This window comes from Aquirufa sp. A-Brett2-15D (genome assembly GCF_054558735.1).
This window is the reverse complement of record NZ_JBSKFT010000001.1, coordinates 845,537-861,757: the sequence shown is the minus strand read 5'-3', so window position 1 is coordinate 861,757 and position 16,221 is coordinate 845,537. Positions and strand designations below refer to the sequence as shown.

Here is a 16,221-nt window from a genome sequence, read left to right as displayed (position 1 = left end):
ATTTAGACCCTTAAATTAGGAAGAATGATTAGAATAATCGAATCTTCGCCTTTACAAATTATGCACAAACTCCTTATTTTCATCTTACTTAGTTCGTGGAGCCTTCAAGCCCAAAACAAAACGGGCATCACCGGGAAACCAGACACTTCTTTTGCCAATTATTCTGCCTGGCGGAGTCTGTTGAAAGAGGATTCTACGGTTCGGCTAGCCAAATATCAAAGTTCAAAGTGCAAAGTTCAAAGTTCAGTGTATAAGGTGATAGGAACGAGAAAATTAGTCGTGGATGAATATTCGATTTCCACCTCCCGCGTACAGCCTACGTTGCTTTTCTTCCACGGAGGCGGATGGCGCACGGGGCATCGTTCACAACACATTCCATTGGCGAAAGCCTTAGCTGACCGAGGTTATCGGGTCTTTTTAGTGGAATATCGCTTGTCCACCGAAGCCTTGTACCCGGCAGCTATGCAGGATGCTCAAGCGGCATTACAATGGGTTTCGAAGCGGAAGAATGTAGGAGAAATATATGTGGCGGGTTATTCAGCAGGTGGCCAAATGGCCGCACTTCTGGGATCTGTTCAAGATGAAAATACCTATGGTAAAGGAGTCAAAGTCGCAGCAGTAATTGATATAGATGGGATTTTGGCATTTATTCATCAGGAGTCGGGGGAGGGGGATGATAGTAAAAAGACATCGGCGGCGACCTATTATTTCGGATATAACAAAGTAGATGGTGAAGCTATTTGGAAAGAAGGTTCGGCGCTCAGTCATGTAACTAAAAGTGATCCCCCTGTGCTATTTTTGAATTCCGGTGTGGAAAGAATGCATGCAGGACGAACAGACTTTATGCATAAAATGGCAGCGTTAGGGATACATTCGGAGTATTATACCTTCGAAAAATCACCACACACCTTTGTTTTAATGAATCATTGGTTCGATCAGGTTGTAGATCGAATGGAACGTTTTATGAAGAATTTTCATAAAAATTAGTTATTGTATCAATAAAATACATTAACTTAGTGCCACTACTTCTAAACCTATTTTTATGAATTCCAGAAGAAAATTTCTTCAACAATCTAGCGCTTTCTTAGCGGCTAGTATTCTTGCCCCTCGTTTTTTGTCAGCTCAATCTTATACGAATCGCCCAGTAGGTATACAATTATTTACGTTTTTTGGCAAATTTGACCAAGATGTAAAGGGCAATTTGCAGAAAATTGCAGAATTGGGTTATACCGAAATTGAATCTGCATTCAGTATGTTACCAGGTTTCTACGGGATGAAGGGCAAAGAATTCATGACTTTGAATAAAGATTTAGGCCTAAACTGGGTATCACACCATGTGGTGGGAGCTCCTTTGAAGCCTCGTCCAGGCATGGATATGTCGCGTTTTCCTAAGATGTTGAATTTGCGAGATGATGCACAGCAAGCGGTAGACAATGCGGCGGAAGCGGGCGTGAAGTATTTAGTTTGCGCGAATATTCCGATTGAGACGAAAGACGAAGTCTCAGCTGCAGTAGTTACCTTGAATAAGACAGGGGAATTAGCGAAGAAAGCAGGTTTGACTTTTTGTTACCATAACCACGATGCAGAGTTTAAAGCAGTTGATGGCCAAAAAGCCTTCGACGTTTTTACCTCTCAAGTCCCTGCTGATCTATTGAAATTCGAATTAGACTTAGGTTGGGCTTCCAAGGCTGGAGTTGATATTATTGAATTATTTAAACAACATCCTGGCCGTTTCCCCTTATGCCATATTAAGGACTTTGACTCAGAATTTAAAAATATTCTCCCTGTGGGAGAGGGGGTGGTGAACTACAAGCGCATTTTTGATGCAGCTAAAACAGGGGGACTAGAACACTTCTTTGTAGAACATGATTTCCCGAAAGACGCTTTCGAAAGCCTTCGCATTAGCAAGAAGGCTTTGGACATAATTTTATAATCCGCCTACGTTTTTTAGTATTTAATGATTGAATTTAGAATCTGGAAAGACATCCCCTTATGGAGGATGTTTTTTTTATTTTAGGACATAAAATTGATAGGGAGCGAAGGCTAAATGCTCGTGATCCATGCCGATTGAAATAGTTTTACCGGACCAAAGATCCTTCATCTGATTCGCGCGTTCTCCGGACGCACCTAGTACATAATACGTAACGTCCTGTGCTTGCAAGCTAAAGTTGAATAGAAAATAGACTTTCTCTCCATTCAAATAGCGCTCAAAACCAATAATCGAGTTATTGTGAATCTCTAACCAATGGATATTTTTTAAGTCTGCTAGCACCTTCAAGGATTTACGCAGCTTAATCAATTTCTGTAGGTTAGTAAATACCTTATTTTCCACCGTATCCTTTTTATCGACTGCCGCATTTTTCTTCCAGTCAATTATAGGACGGTGCATCCAACGGTTATCATAGGATTTACCAGGATCTTCTAAATAAGCATAATCGTTTGTATAGGCTGCCTCATCCCCGTAGAACAACATGGGAACTCCCCCCACAAAAATGCTTTGGGCTTGCATCAGCGTTATTTTATCAATGGACGTCTGAATATCAGCCGCATTTTTAGAATGGATGGCCTTTTCTAGTCCGCAAAGAGACGCTAGTGATCCTGATAGTCGTGCATCCTGCGTTTTGGGATTAATAGCAAAAAGTGCTCCAGTTGCCGGAGACTCTATTCCACCACTGTAATAGTTTTTAACGTAAGACCGGTGATCGTAGGGGCTGTAACCTGACTGTTCTATCATCCAGTCATCATAACCTAAACCAATGTCATCATGACAGCGGGTGTAGGTTAACCAAGTCGCGCCTTTCGGTTTACGCACTAATTCATTTTGTGCATGACGCATCACTCGGATATCGCCTGTTGCGAGAGCATCCCATTGAACTGCCATTTGCGTTGCATTATAGGCAAAATCACATTCGTGTGTGGCGAAACGACCTGTCCCAAAATACTCCATAATCTGAGCCGGAGCCACAATCGCCTCGCCCAAAATGGCCATTCCAGGTGTCGCCACTTCCACACACATTTTAATGAGTTGTAATAATTGATGAGCTTCCGGTAAGTTTTGACAAGTCGTGCCCATTTGCTTCCAAATGAAGGCTGGCGCATCGATACGAACTACGTCTACCCCTAAATTCGCGTAGAAAAAAACGTTGGCTAGCATTTCTATGAAGACTTTGGGATTCGTATAATTCAAATCCCACTGGTACTGGTGAAACACACTCATCACCCATTTGTCTAATTTTTCGTCGTAGGTAAAACTTCCCGGCGAACTTTCTGGGAAAATTTCCGGCATCGATTCTTCCATCGCATCTGGGATTCGACGGTCATCGTACATATAGAAATAGTCTTGGTATTCTTTGATTCCCGCTTTTGCAAGTTTTGCCCATTCGTGGTGATGCGAGGTGTGATTTAGCACAATATCGATCATCAAATACATATCTTTTTGCTGCAATTCCTGCTGAAAAGCGCGCAAATCTTCAATGGTCCCTAGTTTTTCCTCTACTAGTCGAAAGTCTTCCACCGCATAACCCCCATCACTTTCGCCTTCTGGACTTTTGAATAAGGGCATCAGATGAAGAAAATTAACTCCTAACTTTTCCAAATAAGAAAGTTTCGCTGGCATGTCGTTGATTTTTCCGGCAAAGCGATCCACGTACAAACTCATTCCCACTAGATCTTGGCTCAAAAACCAATTCTCCTCTAATTTTGCCTTCGCTTCATCGCGCTTTTTTAAGGCAGGACTACGGTCTATATAGGCTTGAAAAATAGAATTAAGTAATTCTGCGAACAAAGGGCTATCTCCATAAATCGCTTTAAAATGCGCATGGATATCATCTAGATTAGCTGTCAAACGCTCTTGGAAGCCTAAGTCTTTAATCTTATGGTTTTTAATTAGCGAATTCGCCTGTTTTTGTAATGCGGAATTGTACACGGTATATTAATTAAAAATACTATTATTTAAGTTTTTAAAGGCCTCCATTGCCCCTAGGTATTCGCAGGTTCTGGCTCCGGCTTTGTTTGCGTTTTCAATCATCTTTTTCCAAGCAGAAAAATCAAGATCTTGGATTTTTAATCCATCTAATTGATAAAGTACAGCACCCACGAAGGCATCTCCAGCCCCCGTCGTGTCGACAGGATTTACTGGGATACTTGGTATAATGTATGTTTTATCTGCAAGACCTAACAAAGTACCTTCTTTACCTAGGGTAATCGCAAATACGCCGGTACATAAATTAACTAAAGAAGCCGTAGCCTCTTCTAAGGTCTCCGTCTCCGTGATAAGCATGGCTTCTTCATCTGAAAGCTTTGTGAAATCTGCCTCTTTTAGAAAGAGTAGACTCTGTTTGATAAACGAAGGAATTTTATCCCCAAACAATAAATGCCGATAATTGGGGTCAAAACTGATGATTTTGCCCTCTTTTTTAGCTCTTTCCTTCAAAGAATAATAGGCGGCATTTAAGGGGCCATCTAAAAAAGCTGTCGCAGATCCAAAGTGAACAATATTCGCCCCAGCTAGATCAATAGCCGCCACTTCTGATTCCGTTAATTCTGCATCAGCGCCGCGGTTAAACACAAAATCGCGCTCTCCATCTAACATGAGAGAAACGAAGGCAAACGTCGTGAAAGATTGCGAGTCTAAGTGAACGTGTTTCGTATCCACATGGAAATCTTGCATGACGGTGATCAGTTGGCGACCAAACGGATCGTCCCCTACTTTTGCACTTAATAAAACATCTCCACCTAAAGCACCTATCGCGGCTGCCACATTCGTGGGAGCACCTCCCGGTTTCTTTAAAAAATGTTGACCGTCTGACAAGCTTGAACCTTTATCAGTACAAATCATATCAATTAAGGCTTCGCCTATACAAATGACACTCATGCGGATTTTTTAGAAGGGGATGGTTGAATAAAAGCAGTGGCTAGGGCCGCTACGGCTAATAAAGCTCCTGCAAAGGTAATCGCATTTCTGGGATCGTTATCTAAAAAATGCTTTAAAATAAAGCCAAATGACAGATTCTGTAAGATCATCGGAATAACAATCATCATATTGATGATGCCCATATAAACCCCATAACGTTCCTTGGGAATATCGCTAACTACCAGTAAATAAGGGATTCCCATCATACTTGCCCAGCCGATTCCGAATCCAGAAATGGCAAAAAACAATAGATTCTTATTTTCGATATGAGGAAAGGCAAAAAATCCAGCTGCTGCTAAAATCAGGCAAATCATATGCACCGACTTTGCCCCATATTTCTTGGCAAAACCGGCTAGGGCTAGAGCAGACAAGAAGGTGACAATATTATACCAACCATTCACTAAGCCGGTCCAGGAAACCGCTTTTTCGTATAATTCTGGATTGCCTTTAGGTGTCGCATTCCAAACAGAAAGTGCAATACTTTTAGACGAGTTTTGCCAATAACAGAATAAGGCATACCATTGGAATAAATAAACCAAGGCTAATTGCCACATGACTTTAGGCATTTCGCCTATCGCATGAAAGATTTCAAAGATGGATTCAAGAACGCTTGATTTACGCGATCGAATCTCTGCTAATTCTTCTGCTGTAGGTTCGATTTCAGAAGTGGTATGCATGCTCCACCAGATCGATCCGATGGAACAAACCGCTCCTAAAAAGAAGGAGGCGTATACCCAGGTGGGTAGTGAACCGGTTTTTCCGATGAAGATCATAGGGAAAATGAAGAGGGAAAGGTTAGCTAGGGTTTGGCCAAAACCCGTAAAAAAACTCTGCATCTGAAAGCCCATCGGCTGCTGATCTTCATTTAATTTATCTGCCACAAACGCGCGATAGGGTTCCATCGCTGTATTATTTCCCGCATCAAGGATCCATAACAAACTGGCTGCCATCCACAAGGAGGAGCTAAATGGATATATAAGAAGGCAAATGCTGCAAATTAAGGCACCTATTAGGAAGAAGGGCTTGCGACGTCCCCATTTGGGATGCCAGGTGCTGTCGCTTAAGGCACCGATAAATGGTTGAATTAATAAACCTGTCACTGGGCCCGCTAGATTTAATAAGGGGATCTCGTCCGGACTCGCTCCTAGAAAGTCATAGATGGGATTTACAGCGCTCTGCTGCAGTCCAAAACTATATTGAATGCCAAAAAATCCAACATTCATGTTGATGATTTGGCTAAAACTTAGGGAGGGTTTCCAATTGGACATGTCTAGGATAGGGTTATTAGTAGATTAAATTTAAAAATTCTAACCTAGACCTGCAAGCTGTCCTACACTGTTAGCGAATTAATATTCTTGATTAAGCGGATGTATCATCAATTCGTCAATGACCACATGCGCCGGCTGATTCATCACATAATAGATACTGTTTGCCATATCTTCGGGACTGAGCCAGCCCTGGTGCGATGGATCCCCAGCAGGATCTGCATGAAAATGCGAATCTACTAATCCGGAATAGACCGTACTTACTTTTATACCGTCTTTTCTAACTTCTTTGCGCAATGCCTCTGTAAAGGCATGCTGGGCATATTTTGAAGCGCAATAAAGTGATCCACCATCAAAAACACGTTTCGCCACATCAGAGGCGATGGTAATGAAATGGCCTTTTTTTGCGGCTTTCATATGTGTCATTACTTTCTGAGAGAAAAGAAAAGTTCCTTTTACATTCGTATCGAATACTTGATCCCATTGCGTAGCAGAATAGGATTCCGTAGGGCCAAAAGCTCCAATCCCCGCATTATTGATCACAAAATCAATATGACCAAAGGTGTGTATCGTCTTTTCCACCGCGTCCGTCACAAAATTTTCATCCGAAACGTCTCCGTCAAAATACAAAGGACGATGTCCGATTTCCGTAATTTCAGCTGCTAAATCTTTTAATTCTCCTTTATTACGTGCTACTAGGCTTAATTGAAAATTGTTTGTAGCAAGTAAAAGAGCAAGTGCACGACCGATGCCACGAGAGGCTCCGGTGATGATGGCGGTAGGGAGGTTAGAGTTCATAATTTAAAATTACGTAATATTTCACTAATCTAGGAGTGAGCTTAAAATTTAATCAGTGTCGTTAAAATCTGTTGCTTATTGAATTATTTTTGTATTAATTTATATAATTCTAATCTACAAGACAATGAAAAAGGTAAATGACATTTTAACAAAAAAGGGAGCGGTAGTCATCTCTATTTCTTCTGATGCAAAGATTATTGAGGCTTTGCAATTAATGCAAGACAGTAATGTAGGTTCCGTGGTGGTTATGGATCAGGGAAAATACCGAGGAATTTTGACTGAGCGTGATTATGCTCGAAAGGTCATATTACTAGATAAAAATTCATCAGATACGCTCGTTTCTGAAATTATGTCGGTGGATTTACCAGGTGTGCAATTAGGAAGTTCGATCGAGGTCTGCATGATACTTATGTCAGAAAACAATATTCGCTACCTTCCTGTGATAGAAAATGGGGAGTTAGTTGGAATTATTTCTAGTAATGATTTGATTAAAGCTACGATTCAGGATCATTTGGAAACAATTGAACACTTGAAAAACTACATACATGCCTAGTAAAGTGGCATTTTTGATTAACCCATTAAAGCGGCTTCAATTGAACTCTTATGTAGCGTGGGTAAAAGCTAGAGTTCCTTTTCATTTGGAAGTTTTTGATCAAGTATGGCCCTCGGAGTTAGGTGATTTTGATCAAGTTTGGGTGATGGGGGGTGATGGCACATTTAACTATTTTGTAAATAAATATCCTTCAGTCGAGATTCCCATTGCCTTATTTAAAGGAGGAACCGGGAATGATTTTTACTGGAAATTATTCGGCGAACGATCTAGGCTGGCTCACTTAGAGGCGGTTCTAGCTGGACACGCCGAGGCCTTCGATGCCGGTTCATGCAATGGCCAGTTATTTTTAAATGGTGTCGGCATCGGAATTGAAGGAGAGGTCTTGAAATCGATGGACTCGATACGTTATTTTAAAGGCGGATTAGGATATTATTTGGCTGCCATACCGAACTTATTAAAGTTTAAAACCTATACTGTTTCCTATGGTGAAACGGCTCGTCGAGATGTCTTTTTATGCATGGTTTTTAACTCGTCTCGGGCAGGAGGAGGATTTCATTTTTTCCCCAAAGCTTCTGTACAAGACGGCCTGCTCGATATACTTTTCTGTCAGCCCATCCCTGTTTGGAAAAGACTTTATTATATGCCCATCATTCAATCTGGTAAACACGTAAACTTACCCATCGTCGAATTTTCTAGAGAGAAAAAGATCACCATAAAAACGAGTCGCGAGCTAAGTGCCCAAGTGGACGGAGAAGTCCAAACATCGGACGTATTTGATTTCTCCGTACTTCCTGCTAAATTTAAGTTCATCATACCTAAAACATGAAAAAAATACTTTTGCTTGCCCTTATAAGCCTACCAGTTTTTGCACAAGATGCTGACAAAAAGAAAGTCTTAGCCAGAATTCAACAACAAGAATCACACTACAGTGCCATCGCACAGAAAATCTGGAACTTCGCAGAAGTAGGGTATAAGGAAAAACAATCCTCGGCCTTATTGCAAGAAACCCTGAAACAAGCGGGATTTACTATTGAAACCGGAGTAGCTGGAATTCCTACCGCTTTTGTAGCGACTTATGGTCAAGGCAAACCGGTTATCGGGATTATGGCAGAATACGATGCTTTACCAGGTTTATCCCAGGATTCCATTCCGACCAAACGTTCTTTGGGAGGTTCTTCCGGACACGCTTGCGGCCACCATTTGTTTGGGACAGGTTCTTCAGCCGCAGCAATTGCAGTCAAAGAATGGCTGAAAGAGACAGGTGGAAAAGGAACCATTAAATTATACGGATGTCCTGCGGAAGAGGGTGGTTCGGGAAAAGTTTATATGGTTCGCGAGGGTTTATTTAACGACGCGGATGTGATGTTGCATTGGCATCCAAGTGACGCGAATTCGGTATCAACAGGTTCTTCTTTGGCCAATAAAACAGGTAAATTCCGATTCTATGGACTTTCCTCTCACGCAGCTGCCTCTCCCGAAAGAGGTCGTTCTGCACTAGATGCGGTGGAGGCAATGGACTTTATGGCGAATATGATGCGCGAACATGTTCCTTCCTCTACTCGAATTCACTATGTGATTACAAACGGAGGGAAAGCCCCTAATATCGTCCCTGATTTCGCTGAAGTATATTATTATGTGCGCTCACCGCAACGTGATATCGTAACGGATGTGTGGAATCGCTTGGAAAAAGCGGCAGAAGGCGCTGCTTTAGGTACCGGGACACGCTTTGAATTAGAAGTTATCGGTGGGGTATATGAAATTTTGCCAAACGATAAATTAGCTTCGGTCATGAATACAAACCTGCAAAATGTAGGAGGATATACATTAAATCCGACGGAATTAGCCTTTGCAAAACAAATTCAGCAAACGACGGGTATGTTGCAAACAGATTTAGCGTCCACCTCATCTGTGGTTCCGGGTCGTCCAGATCCGAGTGGTGGTGGTTCCACAGACGTTGGGGATGTAAGCTGGGTAGTGCCTACTATTGGTTTAGGAACAGCTACTTGGGTTCCAGGAACTTCAGCACACAGTTGGCAAGCGGTAGCTGCGGGCGGAACGAGCATCGGTAAAAAAGGAATGATGGTGGCTGCCAAAACCTTAGCCGCAACCGCCCTGGATCTATTTAAAAACCCTGCACTTATTGATGCTGCTAAAGCCGAATGGGCTAAACGCAAAGGGGCTGAGTTTAAATACAAAGCGCTTTTAGGAGATCGCAAACCGGCTTTGAATTATAGAGACTAAAAAATAAAAAGGCTTCGGCCTTTTTTATTTAGTTTATTCATCGTAATATTGCAATGTAATAATTGACCCATGGGAATCACTAAAACAGATCTGTTTACCGAAGAGCAAAATACCATCGCGCAAATGGCCAAAGTATTGGGTCATCCAGCCCGCGTAGCGATTTTGCAGTATTTGGTGAAATCAAATACCTGTATAAATGGCGATCTAGTTCACGAACTTGGCCTAGCGCAAGCGACTGTTTCGCAACACCTTCGGGAATTAAAAGAGGTTGGTTTTATCCAGGGAACTATCGAAGGGGTTTCGGTTTGTTATTGCATAAACCCAGAAAAATGGGCAGCCTTTAGCCAGCTTTTTGGGGAGTTTTTTGAAAATTATTTTGTTGCACAAAAATCAAACTGTTGTTAATATGTCTTTTCCACGAATGCACATCTCCTTGTATGTCAGCAATTTAGCGGTATCGGTGAATTTTTATTCTACTTTTTTCGGTCAACCTGCTACGAAAGTGAAGCCTGGCTATGCGAAATATGTGTTAGATAATCCAGCGTTAATTATTTCCTTTATTGAAAACCCAGAACGCGTTCAGGCAAATTTTGGCCACCTAGGTTTCCAATTGGAGACCTCTGAAGAAATGCAAGATCGTTTAGAAGTAGCTAGAAAACAGGGTATTGTTTCTAAAGAAGAAATAGGCACCTCTTGTTGCTATGCGGTACAAGATAAATTTTGGGCCACAGATCCAGATGGCGTTCAATGGGAAGTCTATTATTTCCACGAAGACGCAGAATTTAATGACCCACATTATGCCACACAAGATGCATCAGCTTGTTGCATGCCTCCAGAGGCAGCCGTTGTGGAAAAACCAAAATTAAAAATCGCCGAAGTTCAAGCCGCAAACGCTTGCGCTCCAGGCTCAGGATGTTGTTAAGATGAAGGATATTTTAAACCAAAATTTGGAACAAATTCTCTCCCTCGAAATTTCGGAGGAACGCAGAGGAATTTTACAAGTCTTGATTGATTACATCATAGACAAGCGTAAAAAAGAACAGCCCATTCGCTTGAATTTCATTTGCACGCACAATTCGCGTCGCTCACAATTCTCGCAAGTTTGGGCTCAAACCGCCGCTGATTATTTTCAAATCCCAGCTCAATGTTATTCCGGTGGAGTGGAAGTGACGGCTTGCAATGAACGCACTGTTGCGTCTTTAGAACGCATGGGTTTTATTATTTCCAAACACGGGCATTCGAATCCAATTTATTTTGCCCTACATACCCAAGATTCACGTCCTATAATTCTTTTCTCGAAATTATACGATGATGTCATCAATCCGCATGGTATTTTCGCTACCGTCATGACTTGTTCGCATGCCGACGAAAATTGTCCCTTCATTCCAGGTGCTGAAGCTCGCATTCCGGTGCGTTATGAGGATCCCAAAGCATTTGATGATACTCCCGAGGAGGCTGAGCGATATGATGAAAGGTCAAGGCAGATAGCGAGTGAGATGTTTTATGTGTTTTCAAGAATAGGAGTTTAGTCCGAAGGGAGAGAGTCCGAAGGAAAAAAGTCCGGAGGGAATGAGTCCGAAGTAAACATTCACCATTTACCATTTACCATTCTCTCCTACGAAGTATGATCTCTACAAATGAGCCATTTCCCATCAATCTTTTTCATCAATAACGTAAAATAGCCACCAGCATCGCCTACGGTAGGTCTGGTCAAATGCCAGCGACCTAATACATAAGCCGTTTTTCCTGCCGTAACATCTATTTCTTGTATATCGAAATCAAGTGTTCCCATCGCTTCTTTATTGGGATAGGATTTTAAATAGCGCTGCAAAGTAGCCTCCCACCCAGATACCACGCCTGATTTTCCAACAAATTTTAGGTTAGGGGATTTTTCGTAATATTCCATAAAGCCTTTGACATCACCTTTGTTCCATAATATAATCTGAATATTCAGGACAGATTTGATATCAGATTCGTCTTTATTTGTTTGAGCGAATAAGAGAGCGGGTAAGAAGAGGAGGAGGTAGGTTAGTGTTTTCATCTTGTAAATATATTTACAAAGTTCAAAGTTCAAAGAGCAAAGTTCAAAGTCTGGAGCAAATTTAACTGAATTTATCCCCATAGGGGATTCCAACTTTGAACTTTGAGCTTTGCTCTTTGCAATTCCCTGTCTACTAGCGACTACAGATTTCTGCATTTCGTCTCAATTTTGCCTACACATTTTTTTAAAACTAATTATTGTATCATTTTTGTAAAATACTAAACCTTCCATGCTATGAAGCAATTATTACTAGCTATTTCGCTAGCATTTATTTCAATATCTGCCTTAGCGCAGGCCCCAGATGAAAATCGTTTTGTTAAATCGGTCCTAGTGGACAAATTGGATGAGCCTATGGAGTTCACCTTTTTGCCGGATGGACGTATTCTTTTCGTTGAAAGAAAAGGCGATGTGAAGTCTTATGATACGAAGACCAAAGAAACGAAAACAATCGCTCATTTAAATGTGAATACAAAATACAAGAACCGCCTAGGTCAAGAGCGTGTGGCAGAGGAGGGATTGATGGGTATTGTTTTGGACCCTAACTTCAGTAAAAATCACTGGTTATATCTGTATTATGCCCATCCGACAGAGACGAAACACATTCTAGCGCGTATGGAATTACGTGGAGATGAGTTGTTAGTAGAGCAGCAAAAAGTGCTTTTAGAGGTTCCTACACAGCGCGAGGAATGTTGTCATACAGGTGGTGGAATGGTTTTTGACAAATCTGGAAACCTGTTCTTAACCGTAGGAAATAATACAAGTAATAGTAATTCAGATGGTTATGCGCCTATCGATGAGCGTACAGGTCAAGCGTATTGGGATGATCAGCGCGGTGCTTCGAATACGAATGATTTGCGTGGAAAGATTTTACGCATTCACCCAGAAGTGAATGGAACATATACCATTCCAAAAGGCAATTTATTTGCACAAGGCACGCCTAAAACGAAGCCAGAAATCTATACAATGGGTCACCGTAATCCTTGGAGACCTAGTATTGATTCGAAAACCGGCTTTTTATATTGGGGTGAAGTAGGCCCGGATGCATCGGTGGATTCAGAAAAAGGCCCGCGTGGTTATGATGAATTTAATCAGGCCAAAGGCCCAGGTTACTACGGTTGGCCCTATTTCATTGGAAATAATCAAGCTTATACGGATGTAAATTTTGAGACGATGGCTATTGGACCTAAGTTCAATCCAGCGGCCCCAATTAACGAATCCCCTAATAATACGGGTTTACGAGATTTGCCAGCGGCGACTAAGGCGATGATTTGGTATCCTTATGGAACATCAGATGAATTTCCATTAGTAGGTTCATCGGGTCGTTCGGCGACGGGTGGTCCTGTGTATAGAAAATCGGATTTTGCAGGTGCGAAACGTGCATTCCCTTCTTATTATGACGGAAAATGGTTAATTGTGGAGTTTATGCGTGGCTGGATTATGGCCGTAACAATGGACGAAAAAGGGGATTATAAGTCGATGGAGCGCTTTATGCCTTCGACGACTTTTGGTTCTGCGATCGATATGGACTTCAGTCCTGAAGGAGATTTATATGTATTAGAATATGGATCAGCATGGTTCCGTGGCAATGAAAATGCCCGTTTGGTTAAGATTGAATACCAAGGGGGTAACCGCAAGCCGTATGTAGAAGCGTCTGCAATGAAAAAGGCGGGTGCCGCTCCATTTACAACGACGCTTTCTGCGGAGGGTACAAAAGATTATGATGGTGATAAATTAAGCTATACTTGGACAGTGAAGAAGACGGGTGTATTCGTGAAGAGCCTAACAGGTGCTTCGCCCACCTTGAACTTAAAAGATCCCGGAAAATACGAGGTAGTTTTAAAGGCATCAGATCCGAAGGGGTTGTCTAATTCCACTTCTTTGGAAATATTAGTAGGAAATGAGGCCCCTGTAGTAGATATCGCAGTAGAAGGCAATAAGTCATTCTATTTCGAAGGACAGCCTCTTAAGTACAAAGTGAAGGTAGATGATAAGGAAGATGGATCTTTAGGAATGGGAATTCAGACCGAAGCCGTAGCAACGACGGTTGATTATATCGCTTCAGGTTATGATCCTATCGAGATGGCACAATCGCACCGAAAAGCAGATAGCGATTTACTGGCTTCTGCAGGTCTTCGTTTAATCAACGCGAGCGATTGTAAATCATGTCACCAAATGTCCCTTCGTTCCGTAGGACCTTCTTATAAGGAGGTAGCTGAGAAGTACAAAGGACAAGATATGGTAGAGAAATTATCTGATAAGGTGATTTCAGGTGGAATGGGAGTTTGGGGAGAGCATGCTATGTCTGCACACCCGAACATTTCGAAAGTGGATGCGAAAGCGATGGTGAATTATATCGTAAGTTTAGGCGATGCAAAAGCTAGCAACGCGATTGCTTTAGCTGGTGAATTAGGATTAAAGAAACCTGCAGATCAATCAGCATCGAAAGGAGTATTCATCGTTCGTGCGACTTATTTAGATAAAGGAAATAAGAAAATTGCTCCGGTTCAATCCGAGAAGTGGTTGTTCTTACGTCATCCAGCTTTAAATGTGGAGAAAGCAGATATCTCTAAAGGAATCATGCAATTAATTACCCCGGGACGTTCAACGAATATGGTAGGCCAAAATCCTTATTTGGGCTATAAAGATCTAGATTTAACAGGGATTTCAACGATTGAAATTGCTGCTTCGGCACAAGCGAGATCGAACGCTACTGGCGGTATCATTGAAATTCACTTGGATTCTCCTTCGGGGGCCATTATTGGTAAGACAACTGCCATTGAAGTGGCTCAAGGAGGTTTTGGCGGACCACCTGCAGCAGCAGCAACACCAGGAAAAGGGGCTCCACTAGGAACAGCTGTAGCTGCACCAGCAGCAACTGCCCCTTCAGCTGCGCCAGCTGCACCTGCGGGTCAAAGAAGAATGTCAGGCCCTGCTGCCCAAAAAGTAGCCATTCAAGCCACTTCTGGATCACATGATCTGTATTTTGTGGCAGTGAATCCGAAAGCGACAGAACAACAAATTGTCGTTCAGATTTCGGGTATTGAAATGAAAAAATAGTCATTCGATTATAGTAATTCTGGGGTTCTCTCTGCTTTAATAGAGAGAACCCCTTTTTATGCGCTATACATTTTTGTTCTTGTTGCTTTCCGGGGCTGTTTTTGGTCAAAAAAACATCATCGCCGTTTCTGATGCCACGGCGCCTTTACACGCCTTGCAGCCGGATTACCCCACCCCTTATGGCGCGCCCTCAGCCGAAAATATTCAAAAAACGATCGATCGAGTATTCACCTATTTAGAGGTCGCAACTCCGAATCGCTTTGTGGATAAGACGAGCGGAGCAGAGGTGAAAACATATAACGCGAATGCCATTTTTAGCAAAGGCGATTTTCGCCCCATTTCGTACGAATGGGGAGTGACTTATTCTGGGATGTTGGCCTTAACGGAGGTAACCGGTGATGTGAAATACAAAAACTATGTTTTTAATCGCTTGAATCTGATTAATTCGGGCGTTCCTGAGGCGATTAAGATTCCAGCCGGGCAATCCCACGTTTTACGAGGTTTAGTGCATCCTCGCGCCTTGGACGACATCGGAGCGATGGGAATGGCGGTTATTAAAGCAAAAAAAGCGGGCTTCACCACCGATATATCTTATATCACGAAACGTGCCTCGGATTTTATATTGAAAGAAGAGCATCGTTTGCCAGATCGAACTTTGGTTCGCATTCGTCCTTTGCAAAACACCATGTGGTTAGATGATGTGTATATGTCCATTCCAGCCTTATTGCAATTAGGGGAGTATGAGGAGGCCGTTTTTCAGTTTAATGCCTATCAAAAGCGGATGTTCAATCCAAGCCTGAATATATATATGCATGGCTATTTAGTAGATGCGTCAGAGCACCCTGAATTCCATTGGGGTCGTGCGAATGGCTGGGCCTTGTTAACGAATGCTGAATTAGTGGAGTATCTTCCGGCGAATCACCCGGCACGTCCAGAAATGCTAAAACAATTAAAAAATCATTTAAAAGGCTTGATGGCCTTGCAAGATGGAACCGGATTTTGGCATCAATTACTAGATAAAAACGATTCCTATTTAGAGACCTCTTGCACGGCGATTTATACCTATGTGATGGCCAAAGGAATCAATAAAGGCTGGTTAGATCCCAAAACCTTCGGCCCCGCAGCTATCTTAGGCTGGAATGCCGTGAATACCAAAGTAAACGAAAAAGGCCAGGTCGAAGGCACCTGCGTGGGTACAGGTTTGGCCTGGGATCCCGCTTTCTACTACCACCGACCAATTTCCCCTTATGCGGCACACGGCTACGGACCCGTTTTATTAGCTGGAGCAGCCATGTTGGATTTAGTGAAAAATTATACTTACCAAATCAACGATTCCGCCGTACATTTGAAATAA

15 protein-coding genes are annotated in these 16,221 nt (G+C 42.3%); 10 read left to right on the top strand and 5 right to left on the bottom strand.

The features are described from left to right. The first annotated feature begins 24 nt into the window (after positions 1 to 24). Positions 25 to 987, top strand: a complete 963-nt coding sequence (locus tag ACST14_RS03895; RefSeq protein ID WP_459460752.1) for an alpha/beta hydrolase — start codon at positions 25 to 27, stop codon at positions 985 to 987. Between the two features lie 55 nt (positions 988 to 1,042). After that, the gene (locus ACST14_RS03890) at positions 1,043 to 1,933 is read left to right on the top strand and encodes a sugar phosphate isomerase/epimerase family protein (RefSeq protein ID WP_459460750.1); all 891 of its coding nucleotides are present in this window, start codon (positions 1,043 to 1,045) and stop codon (positions 1,931 to 1,933) included. Positions 1,934 to 2,008: 75 nt separating this feature from the next. Here the strand turns inward: ACST14_RS03890 and ACST14_RS03885 are convergent, their stop codons facing one another. The 4 genes from ACST14_RS03885 to ACST14_RS03870 form a co-directional block, all read right to left on the bottom strand. Beyond that, entirely contained in the window at positions 2,009 to 3,925 is a 1,917-nt protein-coding gene (locus ACST14_RS03885) for an alpha-amylase family glycosyl hydrolase (protein ID WP_459460748.1), read from the bottom strand. Between the two features lie 6 nt (positions 3,926 to 3,931). Next, a complete protein-coding gene (locus ACST14_RS03880) occupies positions 3,932 to 4,873 on the bottom strand; it encodes a carbohydrate kinase family protein (protein ID WP_459460746.1) in 942 nt (313 codons plus the stop codon). Beyond that, positions 4,870 to 6,180 (bottom strand): MFS transporter, encoded by a 1,311-nt coding sequence (locus ACST14_RS03875; RefSeq protein ID WP_459460744.1) that lies wholly within the window; start codon positions 6,178 to 6,180, stop codon positions 4,870 to 4,872. The genes ACST14_RS03880 and ACST14_RS03875 overlap by 4 nt, the downstream gene beginning before the upstream one ends. A 78-nt stretch (positions 6,181 to 6,258) precedes the next feature. Next, on the bottom strand, positions 6,259 to 6,975 hold the full coding sequence (locus ACST14_RS03870) for an SDR family oxidoreductase (RefSeq protein ID WP_459460742.1): 717 nt from the start codon (positions 6,973 to 6,975) through the stop codon (positions 6,259 to 6,261). Between the two features lie 124 nt (positions 6,976 to 7,099). On the opposite strand from ACST14_RS03870, the gene ACST14_RS03865 reads away from it, so the two are divergent. From ACST14_RS03865 to ACST14_RS03840, 6 genes are all read left to right on the top strand, one after another. Beyond that, positions 7,100 to 7,528: a CBS domain-containing protein gene (locus tag ACST14_RS03865; protein WP_459460740.1), complete on the top strand. Its 429-nt coding sequence runs from the start codon at positions 7,100 to 7,102 to the stop codon at positions 7,526 to 7,528. After that, on the top strand, positions 7,521 to 8,354 hold the full coding sequence (locus ACST14_RS03860; protein WP_459460738.1) for a diacylglycerol/lipid kinase family protein: 834 nt from the start codon (positions 7,521 to 7,523) through the stop codon (positions 8,352 to 8,354). The genes ACST14_RS03865 and ACST14_RS03860 overlap by 8 nt, the downstream gene beginning before the upstream one ends. Further along, positions 8,351 to 9,769, top strand: a complete 1,419-nt coding sequence (locus ACST14_RS03855; RefSeq protein WP_459460736.1) for an amidohydrolase — start codon at positions 8,351 to 8,353, stop codon at positions 9,767 to 9,769. Before ACST14_RS03860 ends, ACST14_RS03855 begins: the two co-directional genes overlap by 4 nt. 69 nt (positions 9,770 to 9,838) lie before the next feature. Continuing rightward, entirely contained in the window at positions 9,839 to 10,174 is a 336-nt protein-coding gene (locus tag ACST14_RS03850; protein WP_459460734.1) for an ArsR/SmtB family transcription factor, read from the top strand. A gap of 1 nt (position 10,175) precedes the next feature. After that, positions 10,176 to 10,691 (top strand): ArsI/CadI family heavy metal resistance metalloenzyme, encoded by a 516-nt coding sequence (locus ACST14_RS03845; RefSeq protein WP_459460732.1) that lies wholly within the window; start codon positions 10,176 to 10,178, stop codon positions 10,689 to 10,691. A 25-nt stretch (positions 10,692 to 10,716) separates the two neighbouring features. Beyond that, complete coding sequence (locus ACST14_RS03840; RefSeq protein ID WP_459460730.1) at positions 10,717 to 11,298, top strand: low molecular weight phosphatase family protein; 582 nt, start codon at positions 10,717 to 10,719, stop codon at positions 11,296 to 11,298. Positions 11,299 to 11,384: 86 nt separating this feature from the next. Here ACST14_RS03840 and ACST14_RS03835 read toward each other — a convergent pair whose 3' ends face one another. Next, positions 11,385 to 11,810, bottom strand: a complete 426-nt coding sequence (locus ACST14_RS03835; RefSeq protein WP_459460728.1) for a YybH family protein — start codon at positions 11,808 to 11,810, stop codon at positions 11,385 to 11,387. Positions 11,811 to 12,044: 234 nt separating this feature from the next. Here ACST14_RS03835 and ACST14_RS03830 point away from each other — a divergent pair, with 234 nt between their 5' ends. Both ACST14_RS03830 and ACST14_RS03825 read left to right on the top strand, forming a co-directional pair. Next, the gene (locus tag ACST14_RS03830) at positions 12,045 to 14,867 is read left to right on the top strand and encodes a PQQ-dependent sugar dehydrogenase (RefSeq protein ID WP_459460726.1); all 2,823 of its coding nucleotides are present in this window, start codon (positions 12,045 to 12,047) and stop codon (positions 14,865 to 14,867) included. 58 nt (positions 14,868 to 14,925) lie between these two features. Continuing rightward, the gene (locus ACST14_RS03825) at positions 14,926 to 16,221 is read left to right on the top strand and encodes a glycoside hydrolase family 88/105 protein (RefSeq protein WP_459460724.1); all 1,296 of its coding nucleotides are present in this window, start codon (positions 14,926 to 14,928) and stop codon (positions 16,219 to 16,221) included.

Excerpts from the sequence above, each read along its gene's own strand:
- ACST14_RS03865 (WP_459460740.1), top strand. The coding sequence starts at position 7,100 with ATGAAAAAGGTAAATGACATTTTAACAAAAAAGGGAGCGGTAGTCATC.
- ACST14_RS03850 (WP_459460734.1), top strand. The coding sequence starts at position 9,839 with ATGGGAATCACTAAAACAGATCTGTTTACCGAAGAGCAAAATACCATC.
- ACST14_RS03880 (WP_459460746.1), bottom strand. The coding sequence starts at position 4,873 with ATGAGTGTCATTTGTATAGGCGAAGCCTTAATTGATATGATTTGTACT.
- ACST14_RS03855 (WP_459460736.1), top strand. The coding sequence starts at position 8,351 with ATGAAAAAAATACTTTTGCTTGCCCTTATAAGCCTACCAGTTTTTGCA.
- ACST14_RS03825 (WP_459460724.1), top strand. The coding sequence starts at position 14,926 with ATGCGCTATACATTTTTGTTCTTGTTGCTTTCCGGGGCTGTTTTTGGT.
- ACST14_RS03895 (WP_459460752.1), top strand. The coding sequence starts at position 25 with ATGATTAGAATAATCGAATCTTCGCCTTTACAAATTATGCACAAACTC.
- ACST14_RS03860 (WP_459460738.1), top strand. The coding sequence starts at position 7,521 with ATGCCTAGTAAAGTGGCATTTTTGATTAACCCATTAAAGCGGCTTCAA.
- ACST14_RS03875 (WP_459460744.1), bottom strand. The coding sequence starts at position 6,180 with ATGTCCAATTGGAAACCCTCCCTAAGTTTTAGCCAAATCATCAACATG.
- ACST14_RS03845 (WP_459460732.1), top strand. The coding sequence starts at position 10,176 with ATGTCTTTTCCACGAATGCACATCTCCTTGTATGTCAGCAATTTAGCG.
- ACST14_RS03890 (WP_459460750.1), top strand. The coding sequence starts at position 1,043 with ATGAATTCCAGAAGAAAATTTCTTCAACAATCTAGCGCTTTCTTAGCG.
- ACST14_RS03830 (WP_459460726.1), top strand. The coding sequence starts at position 12,045 with ATGAAGCAATTATTACTAGCTATTTCGCTAGCATTTATTTCAATATCT.
- ACST14_RS03870 (WP_459460742.1), bottom strand. The coding sequence starts at position 6,975 with ATGAACTCTAACCTCCCTACCGCCATCATCACCGGAGCCTCTCGTGGC.
- ACST14_RS03835 (WP_459460728.1), bottom strand. The coding sequence starts at position 11,810 with ATGAAAACACTAACCTACCTCCTCCTCTTCTTACCCGCTCTCTTATTC.